This window comes from Streptomyces griseus (assembly GCF_001715295.1).
GTDB classification, from domain to species: Bacteria; Actinomycetota; Actinomycetes; order Streptomycetales; family Streptomycetaceae; genus Streptomyces; species Streptomyces griseus_G.
The window spans coordinates 133,850-156,392 of sequence record NZ_MDKB01000004.1; the positions used below are offsets into that span (position 1 = coordinate 133,850).

Annotated in this window: 21 protein-coding genes; 3 read left to right on the plus strand and 18 right to left on the minus strand. The window is 71.3% G+C overall.

The genetic code is table 11. The features are described from left to right. The first annotated feature begins 126 nt into the window (after nucleotides 1-126). The gene (gene bldD / locus BA175_RS22155; RefSeq protein WP_014157378.1) at nucleotides 127-627 is read left to right on the plus strand and encodes a transcriptional regulator BldD; all 501 of its coding nucleotides are present in this window, start codon (nucleotides 127-129) and stop codon (nucleotides 625-627) included. A 180-nt stretch (nucleotides 628-807) separates the two neighbouring features. Here bldD and nusB read toward each other — a convergent pair whose 3' ends face one another. From nusB to BA175_RS22245, 18 genes are all read right to left on the minus strand, one after another. Continuing rightward, on the minus strand, nucleotides 808-1,239 hold the full coding sequence (nusB, locus tag BA175_RS22160; RefSeq protein WP_069173253.1) for a transcription antitermination factor NusB: 432 nt from the start codon (nucleotides 1,237-1,239) through the stop codon (nucleotides 808-810). A gap of 2 nt (nucleotides 1,240-1,241) precedes the next feature. Further along, on the minus strand, nucleotides 1,242-1,808 hold the full coding sequence (gene efp / locus BA175_RS22165; protein WP_069173254.1) for an elongation factor P: 567 nt from the start codon (nucleotides 1,806-1,808) through the stop codon (nucleotides 1,242-1,244). A 74-nt stretch (nucleotides 1,809-1,882) separates the two neighbouring features. Then, nucleotides 1,883-2,989, minus strand: a complete 1,107-nt coding sequence (locus BA175_RS22170) for a M24 family metallopeptidase (protein ID WP_069173255.1) — start codon at nucleotides 2,987-2,989, stop codon at nucleotides 1,883-1,885. Between the two features lie 79 nt (nucleotides 2,990-3,068). Then, nucleotides 3,069-3,929: a Pro-rich N-terminal domain-containing protein gene (locus BA175_RS22175; protein WP_069173256.1), complete on the minus strand. Its 861-nt coding sequence runs from the start codon at nucleotides 3,927-3,929 to the stop codon at nucleotides 3,069-3,071. A gap of 107 nt (nucleotides 3,930-4,036) precedes the next feature. Beyond that, nucleotides 4,037-4,480: a type II 3-dehydroquinate dehydratase gene (gene aroQ / locus BA175_RS22180; protein ID WP_069173257.1), complete on the minus strand. Its 444-nt coding sequence runs from the start codon at nucleotides 4,478-4,480 to the stop codon at nucleotides 4,037-4,039. Beyond that, nucleotides 4,477-6,123, minus strand: coding sequence for a 3-dehydroquinate synthase (gene aroB, locus BA175_RS22185; RefSeq protein WP_079159732.1), 1,647 nt, complete (start codon nucleotides 6,121-6,123; stop codon nucleotides 4,477-4,479). Before aroB ends, aroQ begins: the two co-directional genes overlap by 4 nt. Then, a complete protein-coding gene (gene aroC / locus BA175_RS22190) occupies nucleotides 6,120-7,304 on the minus strand; it encodes a chorismate synthase (protein WP_069173258.1) in 1,185 nt (394 codons plus the stop codon). The genes aroB and aroC overlap by 4 nt, the downstream gene beginning before the upstream one ends. A 155-nt stretch (nucleotides 7,305-7,459) precedes the next feature. After that, nucleotides 7,460-8,290 carry a shikimate dehydrogenase gene (locus BA175_RS22195; RefSeq protein ID WP_069173259.1) on the minus strand — a complete coding sequence of 277 codons (831 nt, stop codon included), beginning with the start codon at nucleotides 8,288-8,290 and terminating at the stop codon, nucleotides 7,460-7,462. After that, the gene (mltG, locus tag BA175_RS22200; protein WP_069173260.1) at nucleotides 8,287-10,128 is read right to left on the minus strand and encodes an endolytic transglycosylase MltG; all 1,842 of its coding nucleotides are present in this window, start codon (nucleotides 10,126-10,128) and stop codon (nucleotides 8,287-8,289) included. Before mltG ends, BA175_RS22195 begins: the two co-directional genes overlap by 4 nt. Before the next feature lie 99 nt (nucleotides 10,129-10,227). Next, nucleotides 10,228-10,692: a Holliday junction resolvase RuvX gene (ruvX, locus tag BA175_RS22205; protein WP_079159780.1), complete on the minus strand. Its 465-nt coding sequence runs from the start codon at nucleotides 10,690-10,692 to the stop codon at nucleotides 10,228-10,230. A gap of 8 nt (nucleotides 10,693-10,700) precedes the next feature. Beyond that, on the minus strand, nucleotides 10,701-13,370 hold the full coding sequence (gene alaS / locus BA175_RS22210) for an alanine--tRNA ligase (RefSeq protein ID WP_069173262.1): 2,670 nt from the start codon (nucleotides 13,368-13,370) through the stop codon (nucleotides 10,701-10,703). Beyond that, nucleotides 13,370-13,714 carry a DUF6167 family protein gene (locus BA175_RS22215; protein ID WP_069173263.1) on the minus strand — a complete coding sequence of 115 codons (345 nt, stop codon included), beginning with the start codon at nucleotides 13,712-13,714 and terminating at the stop codon, nucleotides 13,370-13,372. The genes alaS and BA175_RS22215 overlap by 1 nt, the downstream gene beginning before the upstream one ends. Before the next feature lie 7 nt (nucleotides 13,715-13,721). Further along, on the minus strand, nucleotides 13,722-14,165 hold the full coding sequence (locus tag BA175_RS22220) for a DUF948 domain-containing protein (RefSeq protein ID WP_069173707.1): 444 nt from the start codon (nucleotides 14,163-14,165) through the stop codon (nucleotides 13,722-13,724). Nucleotides 14,166-14,798: 633 nt separating this feature from the next. After that, nucleotides 14,799-15,413: a 30S ribosomal protein S4 gene (gene rpsD, locus BA175_RS22225; protein ID WP_069173264.1), complete on the minus strand. Its 615-nt coding sequence runs from the start codon at nucleotides 15,411-15,413 to the stop codon at nucleotides 14,799-14,801. Between the two features lie 381 nt (nucleotides 15,414-15,794). Then, nucleotides 15,795-17,168, minus strand: coding sequence for a replication-associated recombination protein A (locus BA175_RS22230; RefSeq protein WP_069173265.1), 1,374 nt, complete (start codon nucleotides 17,166-17,168; stop codon nucleotides 15,795-15,797). A 41-nt stretch (nucleotides 17,169-17,209) separates the two neighbouring features. Beyond that, nucleotides 17,210-17,857 (minus strand): vitamin K epoxide reductase family protein, encoded by a 648-nt coding sequence (locus BA175_RS22235; RefSeq protein WP_069173266.1) that lies wholly within the window; start codon nucleotides 17,855-17,857, stop codon nucleotides 17,210-17,212. Nucleotides 17,858-18,198: 341 nt separating this feature from the next. After that, nucleotides 18,199-19,461 (minus strand): histidine--tRNA ligase, encoded by a 1,263-nt coding sequence (gene hisS / locus BA175_RS22240; RefSeq protein ID WP_069173267.1) that lies wholly within the window; start codon nucleotides 19,459-19,461, stop codon nucleotides 18,199-18,201. Nucleotides 19,462-19,474: 13 nt separating this feature from the next. Next, the gene (locus BA175_RS22245) at nucleotides 19,475-20,161 is read right to left on the minus strand and encodes an MBL fold metallo-hydrolase (RefSeq protein ID WP_069173268.1); all 687 of its coding nucleotides are present in this window, start codon (nucleotides 20,159-20,161) and stop codon (nucleotides 19,475-19,477) included. A 149-nt stretch (nucleotides 20,162-20,310) separates the two neighbouring features. Here BA175_RS22245 and BA175_RS22250 point away from each other — a divergent pair, with 149 nt between their 5' ends. Further along, nucleotides 20,311-21,099, plus strand: a complete 789-nt coding sequence (locus BA175_RS22250; protein ID WP_069173269.1) for a peptidylprolyl isomerase — start codon at nucleotides 20,311-20,313, stop codon at nucleotides 21,097-21,099. Between the two features lie 190 nt (nucleotides 21,100-21,289). Continuing rightward, a complete protein-coding gene (locus BA175_RS22255) occupies nucleotides 21,290-22,519 on the plus strand; it encodes a DUF349 domain-containing protein (protein WP_069173270.1) in 1,230 nt (409 codons plus the stop codon). The last annotated feature ends 24 nt before the right edge of the window (nucleotides 22,520-22,543 follow it).

A 22,543-nucleotide genomic window follows, 5' to 3' on the forward strand; every position in this document is an offset into this window, starting at 1 on the left:
CGCCCCGGGGAAGGTGCAGTCCGGACCTTTCCGCTTGACGCAGACAGGTAACGCTGCGTAACCTCACAGTGAGTTACCAGCCACGCGGCTGAGCCGCAAGAAATGTTCCAGCGTCCGGGGAGCCTTATGTCCAGCGAATACGCAAAGCAGCTCGGGGCCAAGCTCCGCGCCATCCGCACCCAGCAGGGCCTTTCCCTCCACGGCGTGGAGGAGAAGTCCCAGGGCCGCTGGAAGGCCGTCGTGGTCGGTTCGTACGAGCGCGGCGACCGCGCCGTGACCGTGCAGCGCCTCGCCGAGCTGGCGGACTTCTACGGCGTCCCGGTGCAGGAGCTCCTGCCCGGCACGACGCCCGGCGGTGCCGCCGAGCCCCCGCCGAAGCTCGTCCTGGACCTGGAGCGCCTCGCCCACGTCCCGCCGGAGAAGGCCGGACCGCTGCAGCGTTACGCGGCGACGATCCAGAGCCAGCGCGGTGACTACAACGGCAAGGTGCTGTCGATCCGCCAGGACGACCTGCGCACCCTGGCCGTGATCTACGACCAGTCGCCGTCCGTCCTCACCGAGCAGCTGATCAGCTGGGGCGTGCTGGACGCCGACGCGCGTCGCGCGGTGGCCCACGACGAGGGCTGATCCGCCCCCGCAGAAACGTACCGCCGGGTGGGCGGGGTCCCTGGGACCCCGCCCACCCGGCGTTTCGCTTCTCCGGGCCCGGCCGCGCTTCCTCCGCCGGGCACCATGTCCGCGCCGGCACGCCGAAGGGCCCACGGTCCTGGCGACCGTGGGCCCTTCCTTCGGCTGAACGCGCCGCCGCTACTGCTCCCGGCGGAGATTCGGCTTGAGGTCCTTGAAGCGGGCCAGCAGGCCGTTCACGAAGGACGGGGAGTCGTCCGTGGAGAACTCCTTGGCGAGCTGGACCGCCTCGTCGATCACCACGGCGTCCGGCGTGGAGTCCACCCAGATCAGCTCGTAGGCCCCGAGCCGCAGGATGCTCCGGTCGACGACCGGCATGCGGTCGATCTCCCAGTCCACGGCGTAGGTGACGATGAGGTCGTCGATGCGGTCCGCGTACTGCGCGTACCCCTCGACGAGCTCCATGGTGAATTCGCCGACCGGGGGCTGGCGGTCGTCGGTCCGCGAGAGCCGTACCCAGTCCGCGAGGACCGTCTGCACGGACTCACCGCGCTGGTCGGCCTCGAAGAGGATCTGGAAGGCGCGTTTGCGGGCCTTGTTCCGGGCAGCCACGGTTAGCTGTTCACCCGGCCGAGGTAGTCGCCCGTACGGGTGTCGACCTTGATCTTCTCGCCGGTGGTGATGAAGAGCGGGACACCGATCTCGTAGCCGGTCTCCAGGGTGGCGGGCTTGGTGCCACCGGTGGAGCGGTCGCCCTGGACGCCCGGGTCCGTGTGCTGGACCGTCAGCTCGACAGCCGCGGGCAGCTCGACGTAGAGCACCTCGCCCTCGTGCTGGGCGACGGAGGCGGTGAAGCCCTCGATCAGGAAGTTGGCAGCGTCGCCGACGGCCTTGCGGTCGACCATGAGCTGGTCGTACGTGTCCATGTCCATGAAGACGAAGTACTCGCCGTCCATGTACGAGAACTGCATGTCCCGGCGGTCGATGGTGGCCGTTTCGACCTTCACGCCGGCGTTGAACGTCTTGTCGACGACCTTGCCGGAGAGCACGTTCTTGAGCTTGGTGCGCACGAAGGCGGGGCCCTTGCCGGGCTTGACGTGCTGGAACTCGACGACGGACCAGAGCTGGCCTCCGTCGAGCTTGAGCACCAGGCCGTTCTTGAGGTCGTTCGTGGAAGCCACGGTTGCGGAATCTCCTGGACTGAAGCTGGTGGACGACCGAGGATGCGCGCCGGAGTCTCCGCGAAGGGGTTCTCCTAGAGCGCGAGCAGCTCCTTGGTCGTAATGGTGAGTAGCTCGGGGCCGCCGTCCGCCTCGGGGCGTACGACGAGCGTGTCATCGATCCGGACACCGCCCCGGCCCGGGAGGTGGACCCCCGGTTCGACGGTGACCGGCACGCAAGCGTCCAGTTTACCCATGGCTGTCGGTGCCAACTGCGGGTCCTCGTCGATTTCCAGTCCGACACCGTGCCCGGTGCAGAGCTGGAGGCCGTCCGCGTGGCCCGCGGAGTCGAGGAGGTGACGGACCGCGCGGTCCACCTGACGGTAGGCCGCGCCCGGCACGAGAGCTTCCCGTCCGGCCCGCTGAGCGGCGAAAACGAGGTCGTACAGCTCGATCTGCCAGTCGGCGGGAGCGGTGCCGATGACGAACGTCCGGCCGATCTCGCACCGGTAGCCGCGGTAGTTCGCACCCAGGCAGACGGAGAGGAAATCCCCCTCCTCCACCCTCCGGTCCGAGGGCCTGTGACGGCCCTGGCCCGAATTCGGGCCGGTCCCCACGGAGGTGGGGAAGGCGGGGCCGTCGGCACCGTGGTCCACGAGGCGGCGCTCCAGCTCCAGGGCGAGATGGCGTTCGGTACGGCCCACGAGGATCGATTCCAGGAGTTCGCCGAGGGCATGGTCGGTGATCTCGGCGGCGATCCGCAGACAGGCGATCTCCTCCTCGTCCTTGACGACCCGCAGCTGCTCCACCGTGGATCCGAGGTCGGCCAGGCGCAGGTGGGGCGCGACGGAGCACATGGCGCGGTGGCGGGAGACCGTCAGGTCGTGCTCCTCGACGGCGAGGGAGCCCGCGTCCAGCGAGGCCGCCAGGCCGGCGGCGGCGACGACGGGGTCGCCGCCGGGTTCAGGCAGGACCGTCAGCCGGAGCCGCTCGTCGGGGTGCCCGGAGGCGGGGTCGCCGCCCGGCACCCGGGGGCAGAGCAGGACGTCCTCGCCGGGGCCGAGCAGCAGCACGGCGCCGGGCGGGGCCCCGCCCGCGAGATAGCGGACATTGGCGGGGCGGGAGACCAGGGCGGCCGCGGAACCGGCGGCGGCGTACCGGTCACGCAGCAGCCCGCGTCGTACGGCGAACACCTCTGACATGTTCTCGAGCCTACGAGCGGGGGCGGCGGCTTGCCCGGTCAGCGCATCCGACCGGGGGCCCGCACCCCCGCGCCCGCCGCTACCAGGCCGGGGGGCTGGCCAGGGAACGGGCCAGGACGTCGTCCAGGACCCGGGCGGTCGTCTCCACGTCGAAGGAGGAGTTGTCGATGATGGGGAGCCCGGAGCCGTACCAGCCGGCCATCCGGCCGTGGATCCGGGCGACCTCCTCGTCGGAGAGGCGGCGGTTGCCGCTGCGGGCGGCGTTGCGCTCCAGGACGACCTCCAGGCCGGGCAGCAGGACGACGGGCAGCAGGCCGGGGCCCACATGGCGTTTCCAGCCGCCGAGACCGACGACGGGACGGTCCGGGAAGACCGCGTCGTCGAGGATGCAGGAGATGCCGTTGGCCAGGAAGTTGCGGGCGGCGAATCCGCAGGTGCGGCGGGCCAGGCGGTACTGGGCCTCGGAGTGGTCGTTCCACCCGGCCTGCGGGTCGGCGAAGCCGGAGCAGACCCATTCGCGGACGTCGTCGAGCGAGACGTGCGCGGTGGGGACGCGGCGGCGGCCCGCCCAGAGCTTGGCGACCGTCGTCTTGCCCGCTCCGGCGGGGCCGATCAGGAGCACGGCGAGGGTCGCCGCGCCGGTGCCCGCCTCGGCGGGCGGCGCGGGCAGCGGTACGGGACCGCCGGGCGGGAGCTGGATGTGCCCGGTCGTCTCCCGCGACGGCGGGACGGGCGCGTGCAGGGGCGCTCCCGGGACGGGACCCTGCGGTCCGGGCGGGACCGGCGGCGGGCCGGACGGGGGCCGGTCCTGGGGCGCGGGAGGTATCGGGGGCGGCGGCCCCGGCGGACCGGGGTGGCCGGGGTGCTGGGCCTGGTGCGTCCACGGCCCGTTACCGGGACCGTGGGGTGGCGGCAGCGGGGCCCCCACTGCGTGCTGCATCCGGTGCCACTCCGTCTCGTACAGGCAACTGGCGCTGGTCGACGGCAACCGTACCTTCCCCGGCCGCCGTGCGGTGAACGGCCGGGGAGGGCACGAAGTGCCTGGTTTCAGTCCGTCAGTTCACCGGCGAGCGCCCTCAGGGCGAGCCGGTAGGAGCCGATGCCGAATCCTGCCACGGTGCCGGTGGCCACGGGGGCGACGACGGAAGTGTGGCGGAATTCCTCCCGTGCGTGCGGGTTCGAGATGTGCACCTCGATCAGCGGGGCGGTGCGCTGGGCGGCGGCGTCCCGCATGCCGTACGAGTAGTGGGTGAACGCGCCGGGGTTGAGGACGACCGGAATCGCGCCGTCCGCGGCCTCGTGGAGCCAGCGGATCAGCTCCCCCTCGTCGTTGGTCTCCCGGACGTCGACGTCGAAGCCGAGTTCCTCGCCGAGGGTCCGGCAGGTGTCGACGAGACCTGCGTAGGACGTCGCCCCGTACACGTCGGGCTCGCGGGAGCCGAGCCGTCCGAGGTTGGGCCCGTTGAGCACGAGGACCCTGCGGGTGCTCACGCGGAGACCTCCCCGAAGGCCGCGAGCAGGACGGCCGGGTCGGGGCCCTCGAGCACGGTGGGCTTCCCGATGCCGTCCAGGACGATGAAGCGCAGCAGGTCGCCGCGGGACTTCTTGTCGACCTTCATGTTCTCCAGCAGCTTGGGCCACTGGTCGCCGCGGTAGGTGAGCGGCAGGCCGACGGACTCCAGGACGGCGCGGTGCCGGTCGGCGGTGGCGTCGTCGAGGCGTCCGGCGAGCCGGCCGAGCTCGGCGGCGAAGACCATGCCGACCGAGACGGCGGCGCCGTGGCGCCACTTGTAGCGCTCGTTCTTCTCGATGGCGTGGGCCAGGGTGTGCCCGTAGTTGAGGATCTCCCGGAGTCCGGACTCCTTGAGGTCGCTGGAGACGACCTCGGCCTTGACCCGGATGGAACGCTCGATCAGCTCCGCGGTGTGCGGTCCGTCGGGCGTACGGGCGCCCTGCGGGTCGGCCTCGACGAGGTCGAGGATGACCGGGTCGGCGATGAAGCCGGCCTTGATGATCTCCGCCATGCCCGAGACGTAGTCGTGGACCGGCAGCGAGTCGAGCGCGGCAAGGTCGCAGAGCACCCCGGCGGGCGGGTGGAAGGCGCCGACGAGGTTCTTGCCCTCGGCGGTGTTGATGCCGGTCTTGCCGCCGACCGCCGCGTCGACCATGGCGAGCACGGTCGTCGGTACGGCGATCCAGCGCACCCCACGCAGCCAGGACGCGGCGACGAAGCCGGCGACGTCGGTGGTGGCGCCACCGCCCACACCGACGATGACGTCGGTGCGGGTGAAACCGGTCTGGCCGAGGGCCTTCCAGCAGTAGGCGGCGACCTCGACGGTCTTGGCCTCCTCCGCGTTGGGTAGCTGGATCGCGATGGCCTCGTACCCCTGGTCGGCGAGGTCCTGGCGGACCGCCTCACCGGTCTCGGCGAGCGCCTCCGGGTGCAGGACGGCGACCCGCTTGGCGCGGTCGCCGATGAGGTGCGGCAGCTCGCCCAGGAGCCTGCGGCCGACGAGCACCTCGTACGGGTCGGTGCCCGCCGTGCCGGCGATCTGGATGCGCGTGGTGCCCTGCTCGGTCATGCGTGGGTTCTCCTGGTCGGACGGTACGGGCCCGTCGGTACGCTCCGGAAGGTCCAGTGCCTCGGTGATCGCGACGGCGACCTCTTCGGGAGTGCGTGTGTCGGTGGCGACGGTGACGGCGGCCACTTCTTCGTAGAGAGGGCGCCGGGCGTCCATGAGTTCGCGCCACTGCCGTCGCGGGTTGACGGCGAGCAGCGGTCGGGCGGTGTTCAGGCCGACCCTGCGGACGGCCTCGTCCACGTCCATGGACAGATAGACGACCGGGCGGCCCGCCAGCAGGGCACGGGTCTCCCCGTCGAGCACGGCGCCGCCCCCGAGCGCGAGGACGCCGGTGTGCCGGGCGACCGCGTCCCGTACCGCCTGCCGTTCCAGGGCCCGGAAGTGGTCCTCCCCCTCGTCGAAGAAGATGTCCGCGATCGGCTTGCCCGCCACGGCCACGACGTCCGCGTCGGTGTCGCGGTACGTGGTGCCGAGCCGCTCGGCGAGCAGCTCGCCCACGGTGGACTTGCCGACCCCCATGGGGCCGACGAGGACGATCAGCGGGCCGCTCACCGGATCTGGAGGTGGGAGAGGTAGGACTGCACGTTGCGGTGGGTCTCGGCGACGCTGTCGCCGCCGAACTTCTCCGCGACCGCGTCGGCCAGCACCAGGGCGACCATCGCCTCCGCGACGATCCCGGCGGCCGGGACGGCGCACACGTCGGAGCGCTGGTGGTGCGCCTTGGCCGCCTCACCGGTGACGACGTCGACCGTGGCGAGCGCACGCGGCACCGTGGCGATGGGCTTCATCGCGGCGCGGACACGGAGCAGTTCACCGGTGGTCAGCCCGCCCTCGGTGCCGCCGGAACGGCCCGAGGTGCGCCTGATGCCGTTCTCGGTGGCCACGATCTCGTCGTGCGCCCGGGACCCCGGCACACGGGCCAGGTCGAAGCCGTCCCCGACCTCGACGCCCTTGATGGCCTGGATGCCCATCAGGGCGGCGGCGAGGCGGGCGTCGAGCCGGCGGTCCCAGTGCACGTGCGAACCGAGGCCGACGGGCACGCCGTAGGCGAGGACCTCGACGACCCCGCCGAGGGTGTCGCCGTCCTTGTGGGCCTTGTCGATCTCCGCGACCATCGCCTTGGACGCGTCGGCGTCCAGGCAGCGCACGGGGTCGGCGTCGAGCCGCTCGACGTCGGAGGGCTTGGGGTGGACGCCGTAGGGCGCCTTGGCCGCGGCCAGCTCGACCACGTGGGAGACGATCTCGATGCCCGCGGTCTCCTTGAGGTAGGAGCGGGCGACGGCACCGAGGGCGACGCGGGCCGCGGTCTCCCGGGCGCTGGCGCGCTCCAGGACGGGCCGGGCCTCGTCGAAGCCGTACTTCTGCATCCCGGCGAGGTCGGCGTGACCGGGCCGGGGGCGGGTCAGCGGGGCGTTCCGGGCCTGGGCGGCCAGGACCTCGGGGTCGACCGGGTCGGCCGACATGACCTGCTCCCACTTGGGCCACTCGGTGTTGCCCACCATGACGGCGACGGGCGAGCCCATGGTGCGCCCGTGCCGGACACCGCCGAGGAAGGTGACCTCGTCCCGCTCGAACTTCATCCGGGCGCCGCGCCCGTAACCGAGCCGTCGCCGGGCGAGCGCGTCCGCCACCATCTCCGTGGTGACGGGGATACCGGCGGGAAGACCCTCCAGCGTCGCCACCAGTGCGGGGCCGTGCGACTCCCCCGCGGTCAGCCAGCGCAACCTGCTCAACGGTGCTCCTCATGCTCGCGCCTGAAAATCCAACGGCGCGACCGGGTGCGCGGCCCTGGCCCGCCACCTCCGATCCTCCCACGCCCGGGGGGACGAATCGGCCGACGGTCCAGCAGACGGACGGTTCGGCGTGCGCCCGGACCCGGTGGACGGCCTCAGCGGGCCCGTGCGGAAAGGGCGCGCTCGCCCGCGGCGCGCATCGCGGCGAGCGGTGCGTGGCGCCCGGTCATCTGTTCCACCTGGAAGACGGCCTGGTGGACCAGGAGGTCGAGTCCCCCGACGACGCTCGCGCCGGTCGCCGACCAGCGCGAGGCGAGAACCGTCGGCCAGGGCTCGTACAGCACGTCGAACAGTGTGCCGGGAGACCCCGGTACCGCGTCCGCCAAGGCGTCCGTCGCACCGGCCGGAGTCGTCGCGATCACCAGGGGAGCACGCAGCGCCCGGTCCGCCGTCGCCCAGTCGGCGGTCACGACGTCCACGCCGAGGCGTTCGCCCCAGCCGCGCATCTCGTCGGCGCGCTCCTGGCTGCGCACGTACGCGGTCACGGGCCCGGTGCAGACCTGGGCGAGGGCGGCGAGCGCGGAGGAGGCCGTGGCACCGGCGCCGAGGACGGCGGCGGAGTCGACCTTCTCGACCCCGCGTTCACGCAGGGCCGCGACCATGCCGGGGATGTCGGTGTTGTCGCCGGTCCGGCGGCCGTCCTCCGTGAACACCACGGTGTTGACGGCCTCGACGGAGGCCGCCGCCTCGCTGATCCCGTCGAGCAGGGGGATGACCGCCCGCTTGAGCGGCATGGTGAGGGAGAGGCCCGCCCAGGAGGAGTCCAGCCGCTCGAGGAAGCCGGGGAGCGCCGCCTCGTCCACCTCGAAGCGGTCGTACGACCACTCCTCCAGACCGAGCTCCGCGTAGGCGGCACGGTGGAGGGCCGGTGAGAGGGAGTGGGCGATCGGAGAGCCGAGGACGGCCGCCCGTCTGGAGACACTCATTGGCCGGCCTTCTGCTCCTCGTACTTCCGACGGTTACGTTCGTGCTCCTCGTTCGTCACCGCGAACAGCGTCTCGTCCTCGGTCACGGACACGAAGTAGTACCAGGGGCCGGACGCCGGGCTGATCGCCGAGTGCAGCGCTTCCGCGCCCGGGTTGGAGATCGGGCCGGCCGGGAGACCCTTGACGCGGTACGTGTTGTACGGATCGTCTATCTTCCGCAGAGCGTCCACGGCTCCGACGTCCAGCGTGCTCTCGTCGCGGATGTAGTTGACCGTCGAGTCGAATTCCAGCCTTCCGACCGTCTCCAGGTTGTCCGGCTTCAGGCGGTTGTAGACGACCGTGGCGACCTTGTCGAAGTCGCGCTTGTACTTGCCCTCCTTCTGGACAAGGCTCGCCACGGTGATCAGGTCGAGCGGGGAGGCCAGATGCAGCTTCTTCGCATTTTCCTCGATGTCGAGCTTGGCGTATTCCTTGTTGGCCCGCGCGACCATCTTCTTGAGCGCGTCCTCAGGTTTCGACCCGGCTGGGATCGCGTATGCCGCCGGGAAGAGGAACCCTTCCAGCGGGTCCTTGATCTCGGGGTCGTCGTCGGCCCATGCGGGCAGGCCGAGGCTCTCGGCCTTGGTCTTCGCGACGCCGGCCGTGGTGCCGGACTTGAGCTTGAGCCGTTTGTCGATCGCCGCGTAGATGCCGGTGGTACTCGTACCCTCGGGAATGATCAGTGCGTTCTGGCTCTTCGGGTCCAGCATCAATTCGATGGCACTGTCGGCAGACATCTTCTCCCTGAGGAGATAGACACCGGCCTGCAGGGAACCTCCCTTGGGGTTCCCGTTCTGCGCCGAGACGAAGGCATCGACGGACTTCACGACGCCGGCCTTCTTCAGGATGTTCGCGATCTCGTTCCCCAAGGCGCCCTCGGGAATTTCGACCTCGACCGAGCCCGTGCCGTCACCCGCGTAGTCGGGCGCCGCGCCGAACTGGTTCTGGTAATAGGAGTAGCCCACGTAGACCACCCCGCCGAGGCCGCCGACCAGGACCGCGGCGACGCCCAGGCAGGCGCAGCCGTTCCGGCTCTTCTTCTTGCCCTTGCCCCGGCGCTCGCCGCTGCCCCGGCGGGATGCACGCGGGTCGTCGTCGTACGCGTCCTCTTCGTCACGGCTCGTGTCGCGGCGCGTGTCCCGGCCGGCCGCCGGTTCGTCCGCGCCCGTGAAGAAGGGGTGTGTCTCCTCCTGCGGCGCGTCCGGATCCCAGTCGGGGTTCTGCTGCTGGGGCTGCTGCGGCTCTTGGGGCTGCTGCGGCTCTTGCGGCTGCCGGCCCTGGTGCTGCTGACTCCGGTGGGCCTGCTCGCGGTGGCCGGGGGGCTGGGGCGGGGGGTAGGCCTCGGACGTGCCGTAGTAGTCGGCCTGCTCGCCGTAGCCGCCCTGGGTGTCGCCGTAGGGGAGCTGCGGATCGTACGGCACGGTCTGCTGCGGGCCCGTGTCCCAGCCGCCGTTGTACTGCTGCGGCTGCTCGGGCGGCTGCTGCGCGTACGGGTCGTGCGGGGTGCCGTACTGCTGCTGGTGCTGGGACTGCTGGACGGTGTACGGGTCCTGCTGGTACTGCTGGGCGTAGGCGTCCTGCTGCTGGTGCTGCTGCGCGTACGGGTCCTGCTGCTGATGCTGCGCGTACGGGTCCTGCTGGTAGCCCTGCTGGGCGTACGGGTCCTGCGCGTAGGACTGCTGCTGCTGGCCTTCGTACTGGCCCGGGCCCTGGCCGTGGGCGGCCCATCCCTGGTCCCCGTAGAGCGGGTCCTCGGGATGCCACGGTTCGGAGCCGGGGCCCCGGCCATACTCAGTCATCGATCCCCTAGAGCCGCGAGACGCGTTCCGTCTCTTCGCTTGGCTGTGCGGTGTCTGTTCGAACACCGGCGCATCGCGCGGAACGTTACCGTATCGCGATCAGACAACCACTTCGACGCCCTCGCCCGGCGCGCTACCTGACGCCCGTTCGGACTCCAGAGCGTTCTGGAGGATCACCACAGCGGCAGCCTGGTCGATGACAGAACGGCCCTTCCTGGACTTCACGCCCGAGGCCCGCAGCCCGTGGGTGGCCGTCACTGTGGTCATCCTCTCGTCCACCAGGCGCACGGGCACCGGCGCGATCGCCCGTGCGAAGACCTGGGCGAAGGCCCGGACCTTGGCGGCGGCGGGACCTTCGCCGCCGCCGAGGGAGCGGGGCAGGCCGACGATGACCTCGATCGGCTCGTACTCCTCGACGATCATGCCGAGCCGCCGGTGGGCGGCCGGGACGTCACGTCCCGGCACGGTCTCCACCGGCGTGGCGAGGATCCCGTCGGGGTCGCACGAGGCGACCCCGATACGGGCGTCCCCGACGTCGATGGCGAGTCGGCGTCCACGGCGCATCTGCGGCGTCACGCCGTCTCGGTGACGAGGCGTTCGACAGCGGCGACGGCATCGCCGATGGCGTCCGGGTTCTGACCGCCGCCCTGGGCGACGTCCGGCTTGCCGCCGCCACCGCCGCCGAGGGTCTTGGCGGCCGTGCGGACCAGGTCGCCGGCCTTGAGGCCGCGCTCGCGGGCGGCCTCGTTGGTGGCGATGACGGTCAGCGGGCGTCCGTTGGCCGTGGTGAACAGGGCCACGACGGCCGGCCGGCCGCCCTGGATGCGTCCGCGCACGTCGAGAACCAGCTTGCGCAGGTCGTCGGCCGACGTGCCGTCGGGCACCTGACCGGTGACCAGGGCGACGCCCCGGACGTCCTTGGCGGACTCCACCAGCCCTCCGGCGGCCTGCAGGACCTTCTCCGCGCGGAACTTCTCGATCTCCTTCTCGGCGTCCTTCAGCTTGCCGAGCATGCCGGAGATCTTCTCGGGGAGCTCCTCGGGACGGCCCTTGAGCAGTTCCTGGAGCTGGGCGACGACCGTGTGCTCCTTGGCGAGGAAGTTGTACGCGTCGACACCGACCAGGGCCTCGATACGGCGTACACCCGACCCGATGGACGACTCGCCGAGCAGTTTCACCAGACCCAGCTGAGCGGTGTTGTGGACGTGCGTACCGCCGCACAGCTCCTTGGAGAAGTCACCGATGGTCACGACCCGGACGCGCTCGCCGTACTTCTCGCCGAACTCGGCGATGGCGCCCTGCTTCTTGGCCTCGTCGATGGACATGACCTCGGCCTGGACGTCGAGCTCCCGGGCGAGGACCTCGTTGATCTTCTGCTCGACGTCGGTGAGGACCGTGCCGGGTACGGCGGCGGGCGAGCCGAAGTCGAAGCGGAAGCGGCCGGGCGAGTTCTCCGAGCCGGCCTGGGCGGCCGTCGGGCCGAGCGCGTCGCGCAGTGCCTGGTGGGTGAGGTGGGTGGCGCTGTGGGCGCGGGCGATGGCACGGCGACGGGTGCCGTCGATGGCGGCGTAGGCCGAGGCGCCGACGGTCACCTCGCCGACCTGCACCGAACCCTTGTGGACCGAGACGCCGGGGACCGGCTGCTGGACGTCGCGGACCTGGATGACGGCGCCGGTGTCGAGCTTGATCCGGCCCTGGTCGGCGAGCTGACCGCCGCCCTCGGCGTAGAACGGGGTGCGGTCCAGGACGACCTCGACCTCGTCGCCCTCGGTGGCGGCGGGTGAGGGGACGCCGTCGACGAGCAGGCCGACGATCTTCGACTCGCCCTCGTTGCTGGTGTAGCCGGTGAATTCGGTGACGCCCGAGCTGTCGGCGACCTCGCGGTAGGCGGACAGGTCGGCGTGACCGGTCTTCTTGGCCTTGGCGTCGGCCTTGGCGCGCTCCCGCTGCTCCTTCATCAGACGGCGGAAGCCGTCCTCGTCGACCGAGAGGCCCTGTTCGGCGGCCATCTCCAGCGTGAGGTCGATCGGGAAGCCCCAGGTGTCGTGGAGCAGGAACGCCTTGTCGCCGGCCAGGACCTTGCCACCGGCGGCCTTGGTCTCGCTCACGGCGGTGTCGAGGATGTTCGTGCCGCCCTTGAGTGCCTTCAGGAAGGCGGCTTCCTCGGCGAGGGCGACGGTCTCGATGCGCTTGCGGTCGGTGATCAGCTCGGGGTACTGCTGCCCCATCGTCTCGACGACGACCTCGACCAGGTCCCGGACGACCGGTCCGGTGGCGCCCAGCAGCCGCATGTTGCGGATGGCACGGCGCATGATGCGGCGCAGGACGTAGCCGCGGCCCTCGTTGCCGGGGGTGACGCCGTCGCCGATGAGCATCACCGACGTACGGATGTGGTCGGCGACGACGCGCAGGGAGACGTCGGAACCGTGCTCGGCGCCGTAGCGCACCCCGGTGAGCTCGGTGGCCTTGTCCATCACGACGCGCAGGGTGTCGGTCTCGTACATGTTCTGTACGTCCTGCAGGATCATGGCGAGGCGTTCGAGGCCGAGACCGGTGTCGATGTTCTTCGACGGGAGGTCCCCCAGGATCGGGAAGTCCTCCTTGCCGTCGCCGGCGCCGCGCTCGTACTGCATGAAGACCAGGTTCCAGATCTCCACGTACCGCTCGTCGTTGACGGCGGGGCCGCCCTCGACGCCGAACTCGGGGCCGCGGTCGTAGTTGATCTCCGAGCACGGGCCGCACGGGCCGGGAACGCCCATGGACCAGAAGTTGTCCTTCTTGCCCAGGCGCTGGATGCGCTCGGCCGGCACGCCGATCTTCTCGCGCCAGATGGTCTCGGCTTCGTCGTCGTCGAGGTAGACGGTGATCCACAGGCGCTCGGGGTCGAGGCCGAAGCCGCCCTCCGCCACGGGAGCCGTGAGAGCCTCCCAGGCGTAGCGGATGGCGCCTTCCTTGAAGTAGTCGCCGAAGGAGAAGTTGCCGCACATCTGGAAGAACGTGCCGTGCCGGGTGGTCTTGCCGACCTCTTCGATGTCCGGCGTGCGCACGCACTTCTGCACGCTGGTGACGCGCGGGGCGGGCGGCTTGACCTCGCCGAGGAAGTACGGCTTGAAGGGCACCATGCCCGCGGGGACCAGCAGCAGAGTCGGGTCGTCCGCGATGAGCGACGCCGAAGGCACGACGGTGTGGCCGCGCTCCTCGAAGAAGCTCAGCCAGCGGCGGCGAATTTCAGCCGACTCCATTAGTGGTCCTCATTCCGGTTGTCCGAGTTGTAGGGAAGTGTGCGGTAGGTGGGGGCGCGGCGCGCCTCGGCCGCTTCGACGGCCGCCCGTGAGGGGGCCGGGAGTTCGGGATCGACCGGAGCCTGCAGGCCCAGCGCGCCGCCCAGTTCGGCCTCCCGCCTGACCATGCCCTCGCGCACGTCGAGCGCGAAGTCCTTGAGCCGGTGGCCCGCTTCGAGTGCCTTGTCGGCGGCCTGCGCGGCGAGGCTCTCGGGGGTCAGCTGCCTGATCTTGCGGTTGACCTTGGTGGTGGCCCAGACACCGGCGGCGGCGCCGGCGGTGAACCAGAACGTACGGCGGAACATCGCTGCGTCAGTCCTTCTGTCCGCGGGAGCTACGGCCGTTCCGCTTCCTGCGGGCGGACGGCACGGTACGGCCGACGATCACCGTGCGGCGGGGGCGGGGGTCCGGCTCCGGCTCGGGCGCGGTCCGGCGGCCGAGCGCCTGGCGCACTCCGTAGCCGAACGCGGCGACCTTCACGAGGGGGCCGCCGAAGGTGGAGGCGACGGTGGTCGAGAGCGCGGAGGCGTTGGAGGTGACCTCCTGCACGTCACTCGCGATGGCGTCGACCTTGTCGAGCTGCGTCTGCGCGGACCGCAGGGTCGCGGAGGCGTCGGCGAGCAGCGGCACGGCCTGCTCGGTCACGTCCGCCACCAGCGCGGTGGTCGCCCTGAGCGTCTGGGCCAGCCTCACCAGCACCACGGCCAGGAAGGAGACCAGGATCGCCCAGAAGACGGCCACCAGGATCCCGGCCACCTCTCCACCGGACACAGTGCACCGCTCTCTTCTCGTCGCCCGCTCCGGCCGGGGCCTGTCCCGGCCTGCCCGACCGGCCGTCCGCGTCCTGCCGACCGGGCCGATCGTCGTCCCTCGAGCCTATCGCGCCGGGCGTCACCCGCCGTACCGCATTCTGCCCCGCCGGGGCGGCGCGGAGCCGGACGCACATCCTGGCGCACGCGGCGCCGGGGCACGCGCGGACCGGCCGGGCACGCCGGAGGCCCGGCGAGGCCGTGCCCCGCGCGTACACCTTCCCCGACCTGCCGAGCACGCGGAGGCTGCCGGCGCCGGCACCCTCGGATGCGAAGGACCCGGCGGGGACCGGGTCCTGGGGGCGGCGGAGGGGTGCGGCCCGCGGCGGGCCCACCCGGGACCCCCACTCCGGCGGGCTCCCGGATGCGGCGCCGACCGGCGCGCCCGGGCGGGATCGAGGGCGAACGACGGAGCGGAGGGGCGCCCGGCCGGACGTGCGGGCCGCGAGGGCGGCCGGGAGCCCGGCGGACCGGCCCCGAAGGGTGTACGCGGCCGGACGGGCGGGGACGGACGAAGGCCCGCCGCCTCCCGGATGACAGGGAGGGGCGGGCCCGAGCTCGGAGAGCCGCTACGCCTGGATCAGCGGGCGTAGTACTCGACGACGAGCTGCTCGTCGCAGATGACGGGGATTTCCTTGCGGTTCGGGTCCCGGTCCAGGCGGAAGGCCAGGGCCTTCAGGTTCACCTGGAGGTAGCGCGGGGTCTCACCGTCGGTGTCGTAACCACCCTCGCGGGCCACCTGGAAGGGGACCTTGGAGCGGCTGCGCTCGCGGACCTGGACGATGTCGTCGGGGCGCACGCGGAAGGACGGCTTGTCGACCTTGCCACCGTTGACCTCGATGTGGCCGTGGACGACCATCTGGCGGGCCTGGTAGATGGTCCGGGCGATGCCCGAACGCAGGACCAGGGCGTCGAGACGGCGCTCGAGCTCGACGACCAGCGCCTCGCCCGTCTTGCCCTCGGCCTTGCGGGCGCGGTCGTAGGCGCGCGCCATCTGGCGCTCGCTGATGTCGTACTGCGCACGCAGACGCTGCTTCTCGAGCAGACGGACCTTGTAGTCCGAGTTCTGCTTGCGGCCACGGCCGTGCTCGCCCGGCGGGTAGGGGCGGGCTTCGAAGTACTTGACAGCCTTCGGCGTCAGGGCGATGCCGAGGGCACGCGACTTCTTGACCTTGGGACGCGACTGGTTAGGCACGTTCTCCAGACCTCCGTTGTAGGTTAGGTTTACCTTACTCAAGGAGATCGCATGTCTCGCCCTGGGAACACCACACACGTCACGGACAGCACAGACAGCGGCGGCGCGTCTTGGAAGCGCCGCTACGACGGAAGGCCGATCTGATCGTGGTCAGCCGCGTCCCAGCGGGCTTGAAAACATCCGGTTGCCGTCAGCAGCCGAACGCACACGAACTCTCGTACAGAGTACCTGCTCCGCCGTACTGCTCGTACCCGGGCCTGGTCACCCGGGCACCGGCCGGTGCCGGACACCCGGAGTGCGGGCCCCGGGGCGGGCTGTTCGGCGACCCGCGCCCTGCCGTGGACCCGCCCGGCGGAACCGCGTCACGCTGAGCGCGGACGGTCAGGAGGGAGCCGTGCCGCTCGCCTCGCCGCGGCCGAGCCGCTCACGCACCCGGTCCGCCACATCGGCGTACCGCGCCTCCGCGCCGTAGCGCGTGGGTTCGTAGTAACGCCTGCCGCGGACCGTCTCCGGGGCGTACTCCTGGGCCGCGATGCCGCCGGGCACGTCGTGCGGGTAGATGTAGCCCTGGGCGTGACCCAGCTTGGCGGCGCCCTTGTAGTGGCCGTCGCGCAGATGCGCCGGGACCGGGCCCGCGAGCCCTCTGCGCACATCGTCCAGCGCGGCCGAGATGGCCAGGGTCGCGGCGTTGGACTTCGGGGCCAGGGCCAGCGCGATGGTGGCGTGGCTGAGGGTGAGCGCCGCCTCCGGGAAGCCGATCATGGCCACGGCCTGGGCCGCCGCCACCGCCGTGGGCAGCGCCGTCGGGTCGGCGAGGCCGATGTCCTCGCTGGCGGAGATCATCAGCCGCCGGGCGATGAAGCGCGGGTCCTCCCCCGCCTCGATCATCCGGGCCAGATAGTGCAGGGCGGCGTCCACGTCCGATCCGCGGATCGACTTGATGAGGGCGCTCGCCACGTCGTAGTGCTGGTCGCCGTCACGGTCGTACTTCACCGCGGCACGGTCGACGGTCTCCTCGAGCGTCTCCAGCGTGATCTCCGGCTCGCGCTTGGCGAGGGCCGCTCCGGCCGCCGCCTCCAGCGCGGTCAGCGCACGCCGGGCGTCGCCGCCCGCGATCCGCAGCAGGTGCGCCTCGGCGGCCTCGGGCAGCGTGACCGCGCCGCCCAGGCCGCGCTCGTCGGTCAGGGCGCGGCGCAGCAGGGCCCTCAGGTCCTCGTCGGTGAGGGGCTCCAGCGTGAGGAGCAGGGAGCGCGAGAGCAGCGGCGAGATGATGGAGAAGTACGGATTCTCCGTGGTCGCCGCGATGAGGGTCACCCAGCGGTTCTCCACGGCGGGCAGCAGGGAGTCCTGCTGCGCCTTGGAGAAGCGGTGGATCTCGTCGAGGAAGAGGACCGTCTCCTTGCCGAAGCCCCCGGTGGCGCGGCGTGCGCCCTCGATGACGGCCCGGACCTCCTTGACACCCGCGGTGATCGCGGAGAGTTCCACGAAGCGCTTGTTGGTGGCCTTGCTGACCACGTACGCCAGAGTCGTCTTGCCGGTGCCGGGCGGTCCCCAGAGGATGACGGACGAGGGCCCCGCAGGGCCTCCGCCGGCCTCACCGACGAGCCGGCGCAGCGGCGAGCCCGGCTTGAGCAGATGCTGCTGGCCGACGACCTCGTCCAGCGTGCGAGGACGCATCCGGACAGCCAGGGGGCTGCTGGACGGGTCCTTCTCCTGGCGGTCTTCGGCGGCTGCGGTAAAGAGGTCGGGCTCCACGCCTGGAAGCCTATGTCACCCCACCGACAGGACCACCGGCGTCAGCTGGTCCAGAAGTCCCACCAGCGCGTGAGGATCAGCATGCCGATGATGCCGATCCAGAGCACGGGCGGCACCCAGTGGAACTCGGTGAGGCCGTTCCTGAGCCAGGCGGGGGCGGGGAGGATGCGGTGCTTGATGTTGTGCGTGGTGACGTAGCAGAACATGACGATCGTGGCGACCCAGGCCAGGCAGCACCACAGGCAGAGCGAGTTGATGTTGTACAGCGACTGGTACTGGAGCCAGGTGCAGAAGCCGACGCCGAACAGCGTGCCCGCGTTGAGGCCGAGCCAGTACCAGGAGCGGAAGCGCGCTCCCGCCAGGAGCGCCATGCCGATGCCGATGACCACCGAGTAGGTCGCGATGCCGAGCATCGGATTGGGGAACCCGAAGGCGGACGCCTGCTCGCTCTTCATGATGTTGCCGCACGCGACCACGGGGTTGAGGCTGCACCCGGGGGTGAAGCTCGGGTCCTCGAGCAGCTTGAACTTGTCGATGGTGATCACCCAGGCGGCGAGGAGTCCGGCCGCTCCCGTGATCACCAGCAGCAGCGCGAGCGCGCGGCTGCCCCCGATGGTCCTCTTCCCGCTGTCCTCACCCTGCTCCGGGTCACGCTCGGAGGAGGAGTGGTCTACCGCTGCCATCGTCATATCGCCGTTCCATCACTGAGTAGCCGGCCGGGCAGGGTCATTCTGCCGCACCACCGATGCGCCCATCCGTTCGATGGAGATAAAGGCGTACGCACGGGAAGGGCCGGAGCCGGGATTCGTCCGGGCCACGCGCCGTCGGTGCGGGCGGCCGCTTCCCCGGAAACCCTCCCCCAGGGTGAACGGATCGGGCACCGCATTGACGGCGTCCGGCCGGAGCCCGGGCCTTTTCCCGGGGTCCTTCACGCACACGACGGTCCGGGCCGCAACGCGCTGTGCCCGCCCGGACGGACCGGACGGGCACAGGCGGTCGTGCGCGGGCGCCGGACGGACGGCGCCCGGCGTCAGGCGAGCCGGGCCTGGACGACGGCCACCAGGTCGCCGAGCGCGACCGCCTCCTGCTCCCCGGACTCCATGTCCTTGAGCTGGACGCCGCCCTCGGCGAGGTCACGCTCGCCGGCCACCACGGTGTAGCGGGCCCCGGAGCGGTTGGCGCTCTTCATCGCGCCCTTGAGCCCACGGCCGCCGAAGGCGAAGTCCGTGGCGACCCCGGCCTTCCGCAACTCCGTGACCAGTCCGAAGAGCACCCGCCGGGCCTCCTCGCCGAGCGGGACCGCGTAGACGCTGGTGGGGGCGGGGACGTCGAGTCCGATGCCCTCGGCCTCCAGCGCGAGCACGGTGCGGTCCACCCCGAGCGCCCAGCCGACGGACGGCAGCGCGGGCCCGCCGATCATCTCGGAGAGGCCGTCGTAGCGGCCGCCGCCGCCCACCGCGGACTGCGAGCCCAGACCGTCGTGGACGAACTCGAAGGTGGTGCGGGTGTAGTAGTCGAGGCCCCGGACCAGCTTCTCGTCGTCCTCGTACACCACTCCGGCCTCCGTCAGCAGCTCGCGGACCTCCTCGTGGTACGCCTTGCAGGCGTCGCAGAGGAAGTCGCGCAGCAGCGGCGCGCCCGTCAGCTGCTTCTGGACCTCCGCCCGCTTGTCGTCGAGCACCCGCAGCGGGTTGATCTCGATGCGGCGGCGGGTCTCCTCGTCGAGGTCGAGATCGCGCAGGAAGGCCTGGAGCGCCTCGCGGTAGACGGGGCGGCACTCCTTGTCGCCCAGCGAGTTCAGCAGGATGCGGAACCGCGCGAGGCCCAGCGAACGGTAGGCCTGGTCGGCGAGGATGATCAACTCGGCGTCGAGCGCCGGGTCCTCGGTGCCGATGGCCTCGGCACCGACCTGCGAGAAGTGGCGGTAACGGCCCTTCTGCGGGCGCTCGTAGCGGTAGTAGGAGCCGGAGTACCAGAGTTTGACGGGGAGGTTGCCCGCCTTGTGCAGGTTGGCCTCCAGCGCGGCGCGCAGCACCGAGGCGGTGCCCTCGGGCCGCAGGGCGAGCTCGGAGCCGCCCTTGGTGGTGAGGGTGTACATCTCCTTGGTGACGATGTCGGTGGACTCGCCGACCCCGCGGGCGAAGAGGTTCACGTCCTCGAAGCCCGGCGTCTCGATGTAGCCGTAGCCGGAGGTGCGCAGGGGGGCTGCGATGGCGTCCCGCACCGCCAGGTATGTCGCGGAGTCCGGCGGGATCAGGTCGTACGTGCCCTTGGGGGCCTGGAAGGTGCTCACGTCGTTTCTCTCGTCACATTCCTCGGCGGGGCGCGTCCAGGCCGTGCAGATACGGATTGGAGGCGCGCTCGCGGCCGATGGTCGTCTGGGGTCCGTGGCCGGACAGCACCACGGTCGAGTCGTCGAGCGGAAGGCACACGCGGGCCAGCGACTCGAGCAGCTCGGCGTGGTCGCCGCCGGGCAGGTCGGTGCGTCCGACGGAGCCGGCGAAGAGCAGGTCGCCCGAGAAGAGGACCTGCGGCACGTCCGCGGCCTCGGGCATCCTGAACGTCACCGACCCCTTGGTATGCCCGGGTGCGTGCGCGACGCCGAAGTCCATGCCGGCCAGCTTCAGCCGGGACCCGTCGGCCAGTTCCCTGACGTCGTCGGGCTCGCCCACGGTCAGCTCTCCCATGAGCGGCATCCCGATGGAGCGGCCGAGGGCCTTCTCCGGGTCGCTCATCATGTACCGGTCCTCGGGGTGGATCCACGCGGGGACGTCGTGGGCGCCGCAGACGGGGACGACCGAGGCGACATGGTCGATGTGGCCGTGGGTGAGCACGACGGCGACGGGCTTGAGCCGATGCTTCTTCAGCGCTTCCTCGACGCCCTGGGCGGCCTGGTGGCCGGGATCGATGATCACGCACTCCTCGCCTGCGGCGGGGGCGACCAGGTAGCAGTTGGTCCCCCAGGCCCCGGCGGGGAACCCGGCAATGAGCACGTTCGTCCTTAGTGTTCGTCCGTAGCGGGAGGGCCGCGGAGAGGAATGCGGCAGATCAGAGCCTACCGGCGCTCCTCATTCCACAGCTAACCCATATACCGTACGGGGCAACCGAGGCCCGATCACACGACGTACAAGGAGAACAACCGGTGGTCAGCAGCGATCAGCGGCGGCGGCAGCTCGCCCGGGAGAAGTTCGAGCGGCAGCAGCAGCGCCGGGAGGAGGCGCGCCGGAGGACCAGGCGCCTCGCGGTGATCATCGCGTCCTCGGTGGCCGTGGTGGCGGTCATCGGCGCGGGCGCGTACGTCTCCCTCGACGGTGACGACGGCGGCGACAAGAAGACCGCCGACGCGGCGGCGAGCCCCTCCGCGTCGCCGTCGCCGAGCGAGAGCGAGGTGCCCGAGCCGGCGATGAAGATCGACAAGAAGGCGGCGTACGCGATGTCGCTGAAGACCAGCCAGGGCGACATCGCGATCGAGATGGACGCGGCGAAGACCCCGCACACCACGAACTCGTTCAAGTCGCTCGCGGACAAGGGGTACTTCGACGGCACGAAGTGCCACCGGCTCACCACGCAGGGCATCTACGTCCTGCAGTGCGGCGACCCGAAGGGCGACGGGACGGGCGGTCCCGGCTACACGATCCCCGACGAGAACCTCACGGCGCTGGGCAAGCCCGGCGGCGACGGCTCGGTGACGTATCCGGCGGGCACGGTCGCGATGGCGAACACCGGCCAGCCGGGCACCGGCGGCAGCCAGTTCTTCCTGGTCTACAAGGACACCCAACTGCCGCCCACCTACACGCCGTTCGGCACGATGGACGAAGCCGGCCTGAAGGCCGTCAAGAAGATCGCCGAGGCCGGAGTCACCGGTGGGGCGGCCGACGGCGCTCCGAAGAAGACCGTCACGGTCGAGAAGGCGGCTGTCGAGAAGGCCTGAACGGCCGGGCGGCCGGGCGGCCCCGGCGGACCGGCGCGGACGGGATAATCTCGGCCGCGCGGAGTGCGGACAGCCGGGCGGCCCGTCGCCTAGATTGGCGTTGTGCAGGGCGGGCGCGGCCCGCCCCAGGAAACTGTGGACGATGCACGGGGGGCGAACCCCCTCGCTGGCATCAGGTGGAGGAGGCGCTGTGAGCAGCGACCCGTGGGGCCGTGTCGACGAGACGGGCACCGTGTACGTGCGTACAGCCGACGGCGAGCAGGTCGTCGGATCGTGGCAGGCCGGTTCCCCCGAGGAGGCCCTGGCCTATTTCGAGCGCAAGTACGAGGGCCTGGTGGTCGAGATCGGCCTCCTCGAGCGGCGGGTGAAGACCACCGACCTGTCGGCGAAGGACGCTACCGCTGCGATCGAGCACCTGCGTCAGCAGGTCGACGAGCACCACGCCGTCGGTGACCTCGCCGCGCTGGGCAAGCGGCTGGACGCGCTCGTCGCGACGGTCGACTCCCGGCGCGAGGAGCGCAGGGTCCAGAAGGCGAAGCAGACCGACGAGGCGCGCGGCGCCAAGGAGGCGCTCGTCGTCGAGGCCGAGGAGCTGGCGCAGAGCGAGCAGTGGCGGTCCGCCGGTGAGCGGCTGCGGGCGCTCGTGGACACGTGGAAGGGGCTGCCGCGGCTCGACCGCAAGTCCGACGACGAGCTGTGGCACCGCTTCTCGCACGCCCGGTCCGTGTTCTCCAAGCGGCGCAAGGCGCACTTCGCCGCGCTGGACGCCCAGCGCGAGGAGGCACGCAAGGTCAAGGAGAAGCTGGTCGCCGAGGCGGAGTCGCTCTCCGGCTCGACCGACTGGGGTGCCACGGCCGCCCGCTACCGCGACCTGATGACCGAGTGGAAGGCGGCGGGACGCGCCCAGCGCGAGGCCGAGGACGAGCTGTGGAACCGCTTCCGCGGTGCGCAGGACGTGTTCTTCGCGGCCCGCAGCGGTGTCTTCGCCGAACGGGACGCGGAGCAGGGCGAGAACCTCAAGGTCAAGGAGGAGCTCGCGGCCGAGGCCGAGAAGCTGGTGCCCGTGACGGACCTGAAGGCCGCCAGGGCCGCGTTCCGCGCCCTGAACGAGCGCTGGGAAGCCGTCGGCCACGTGCCGCGGGACGCCCGCCCGAAGGTCGAGGGGCGGATGCACGCGGTGGAACGGGCGCTCCAGGAGGCCGAGGAGTCCGAGTGGCGCCGGACGAACCCGGAGGCGCGGGCCCGTGCCGAGGGCCTGACCGGTCAGCTCCAGGCCGCCGTCGACAAGCTGCGCACGCAGATCGACACGGCGCGCGCATCGGGCAACAACGCGCGGGCCGACAAGCTCTCGCGTGAGCTCGAAGGCCGCCAGGCGCTGCTGGACCAGGCTCTGAAGGGCCTGGAGGAGTTCGGCGGCTGAGGCGTTTCCGTGCTGTGGAAGGGG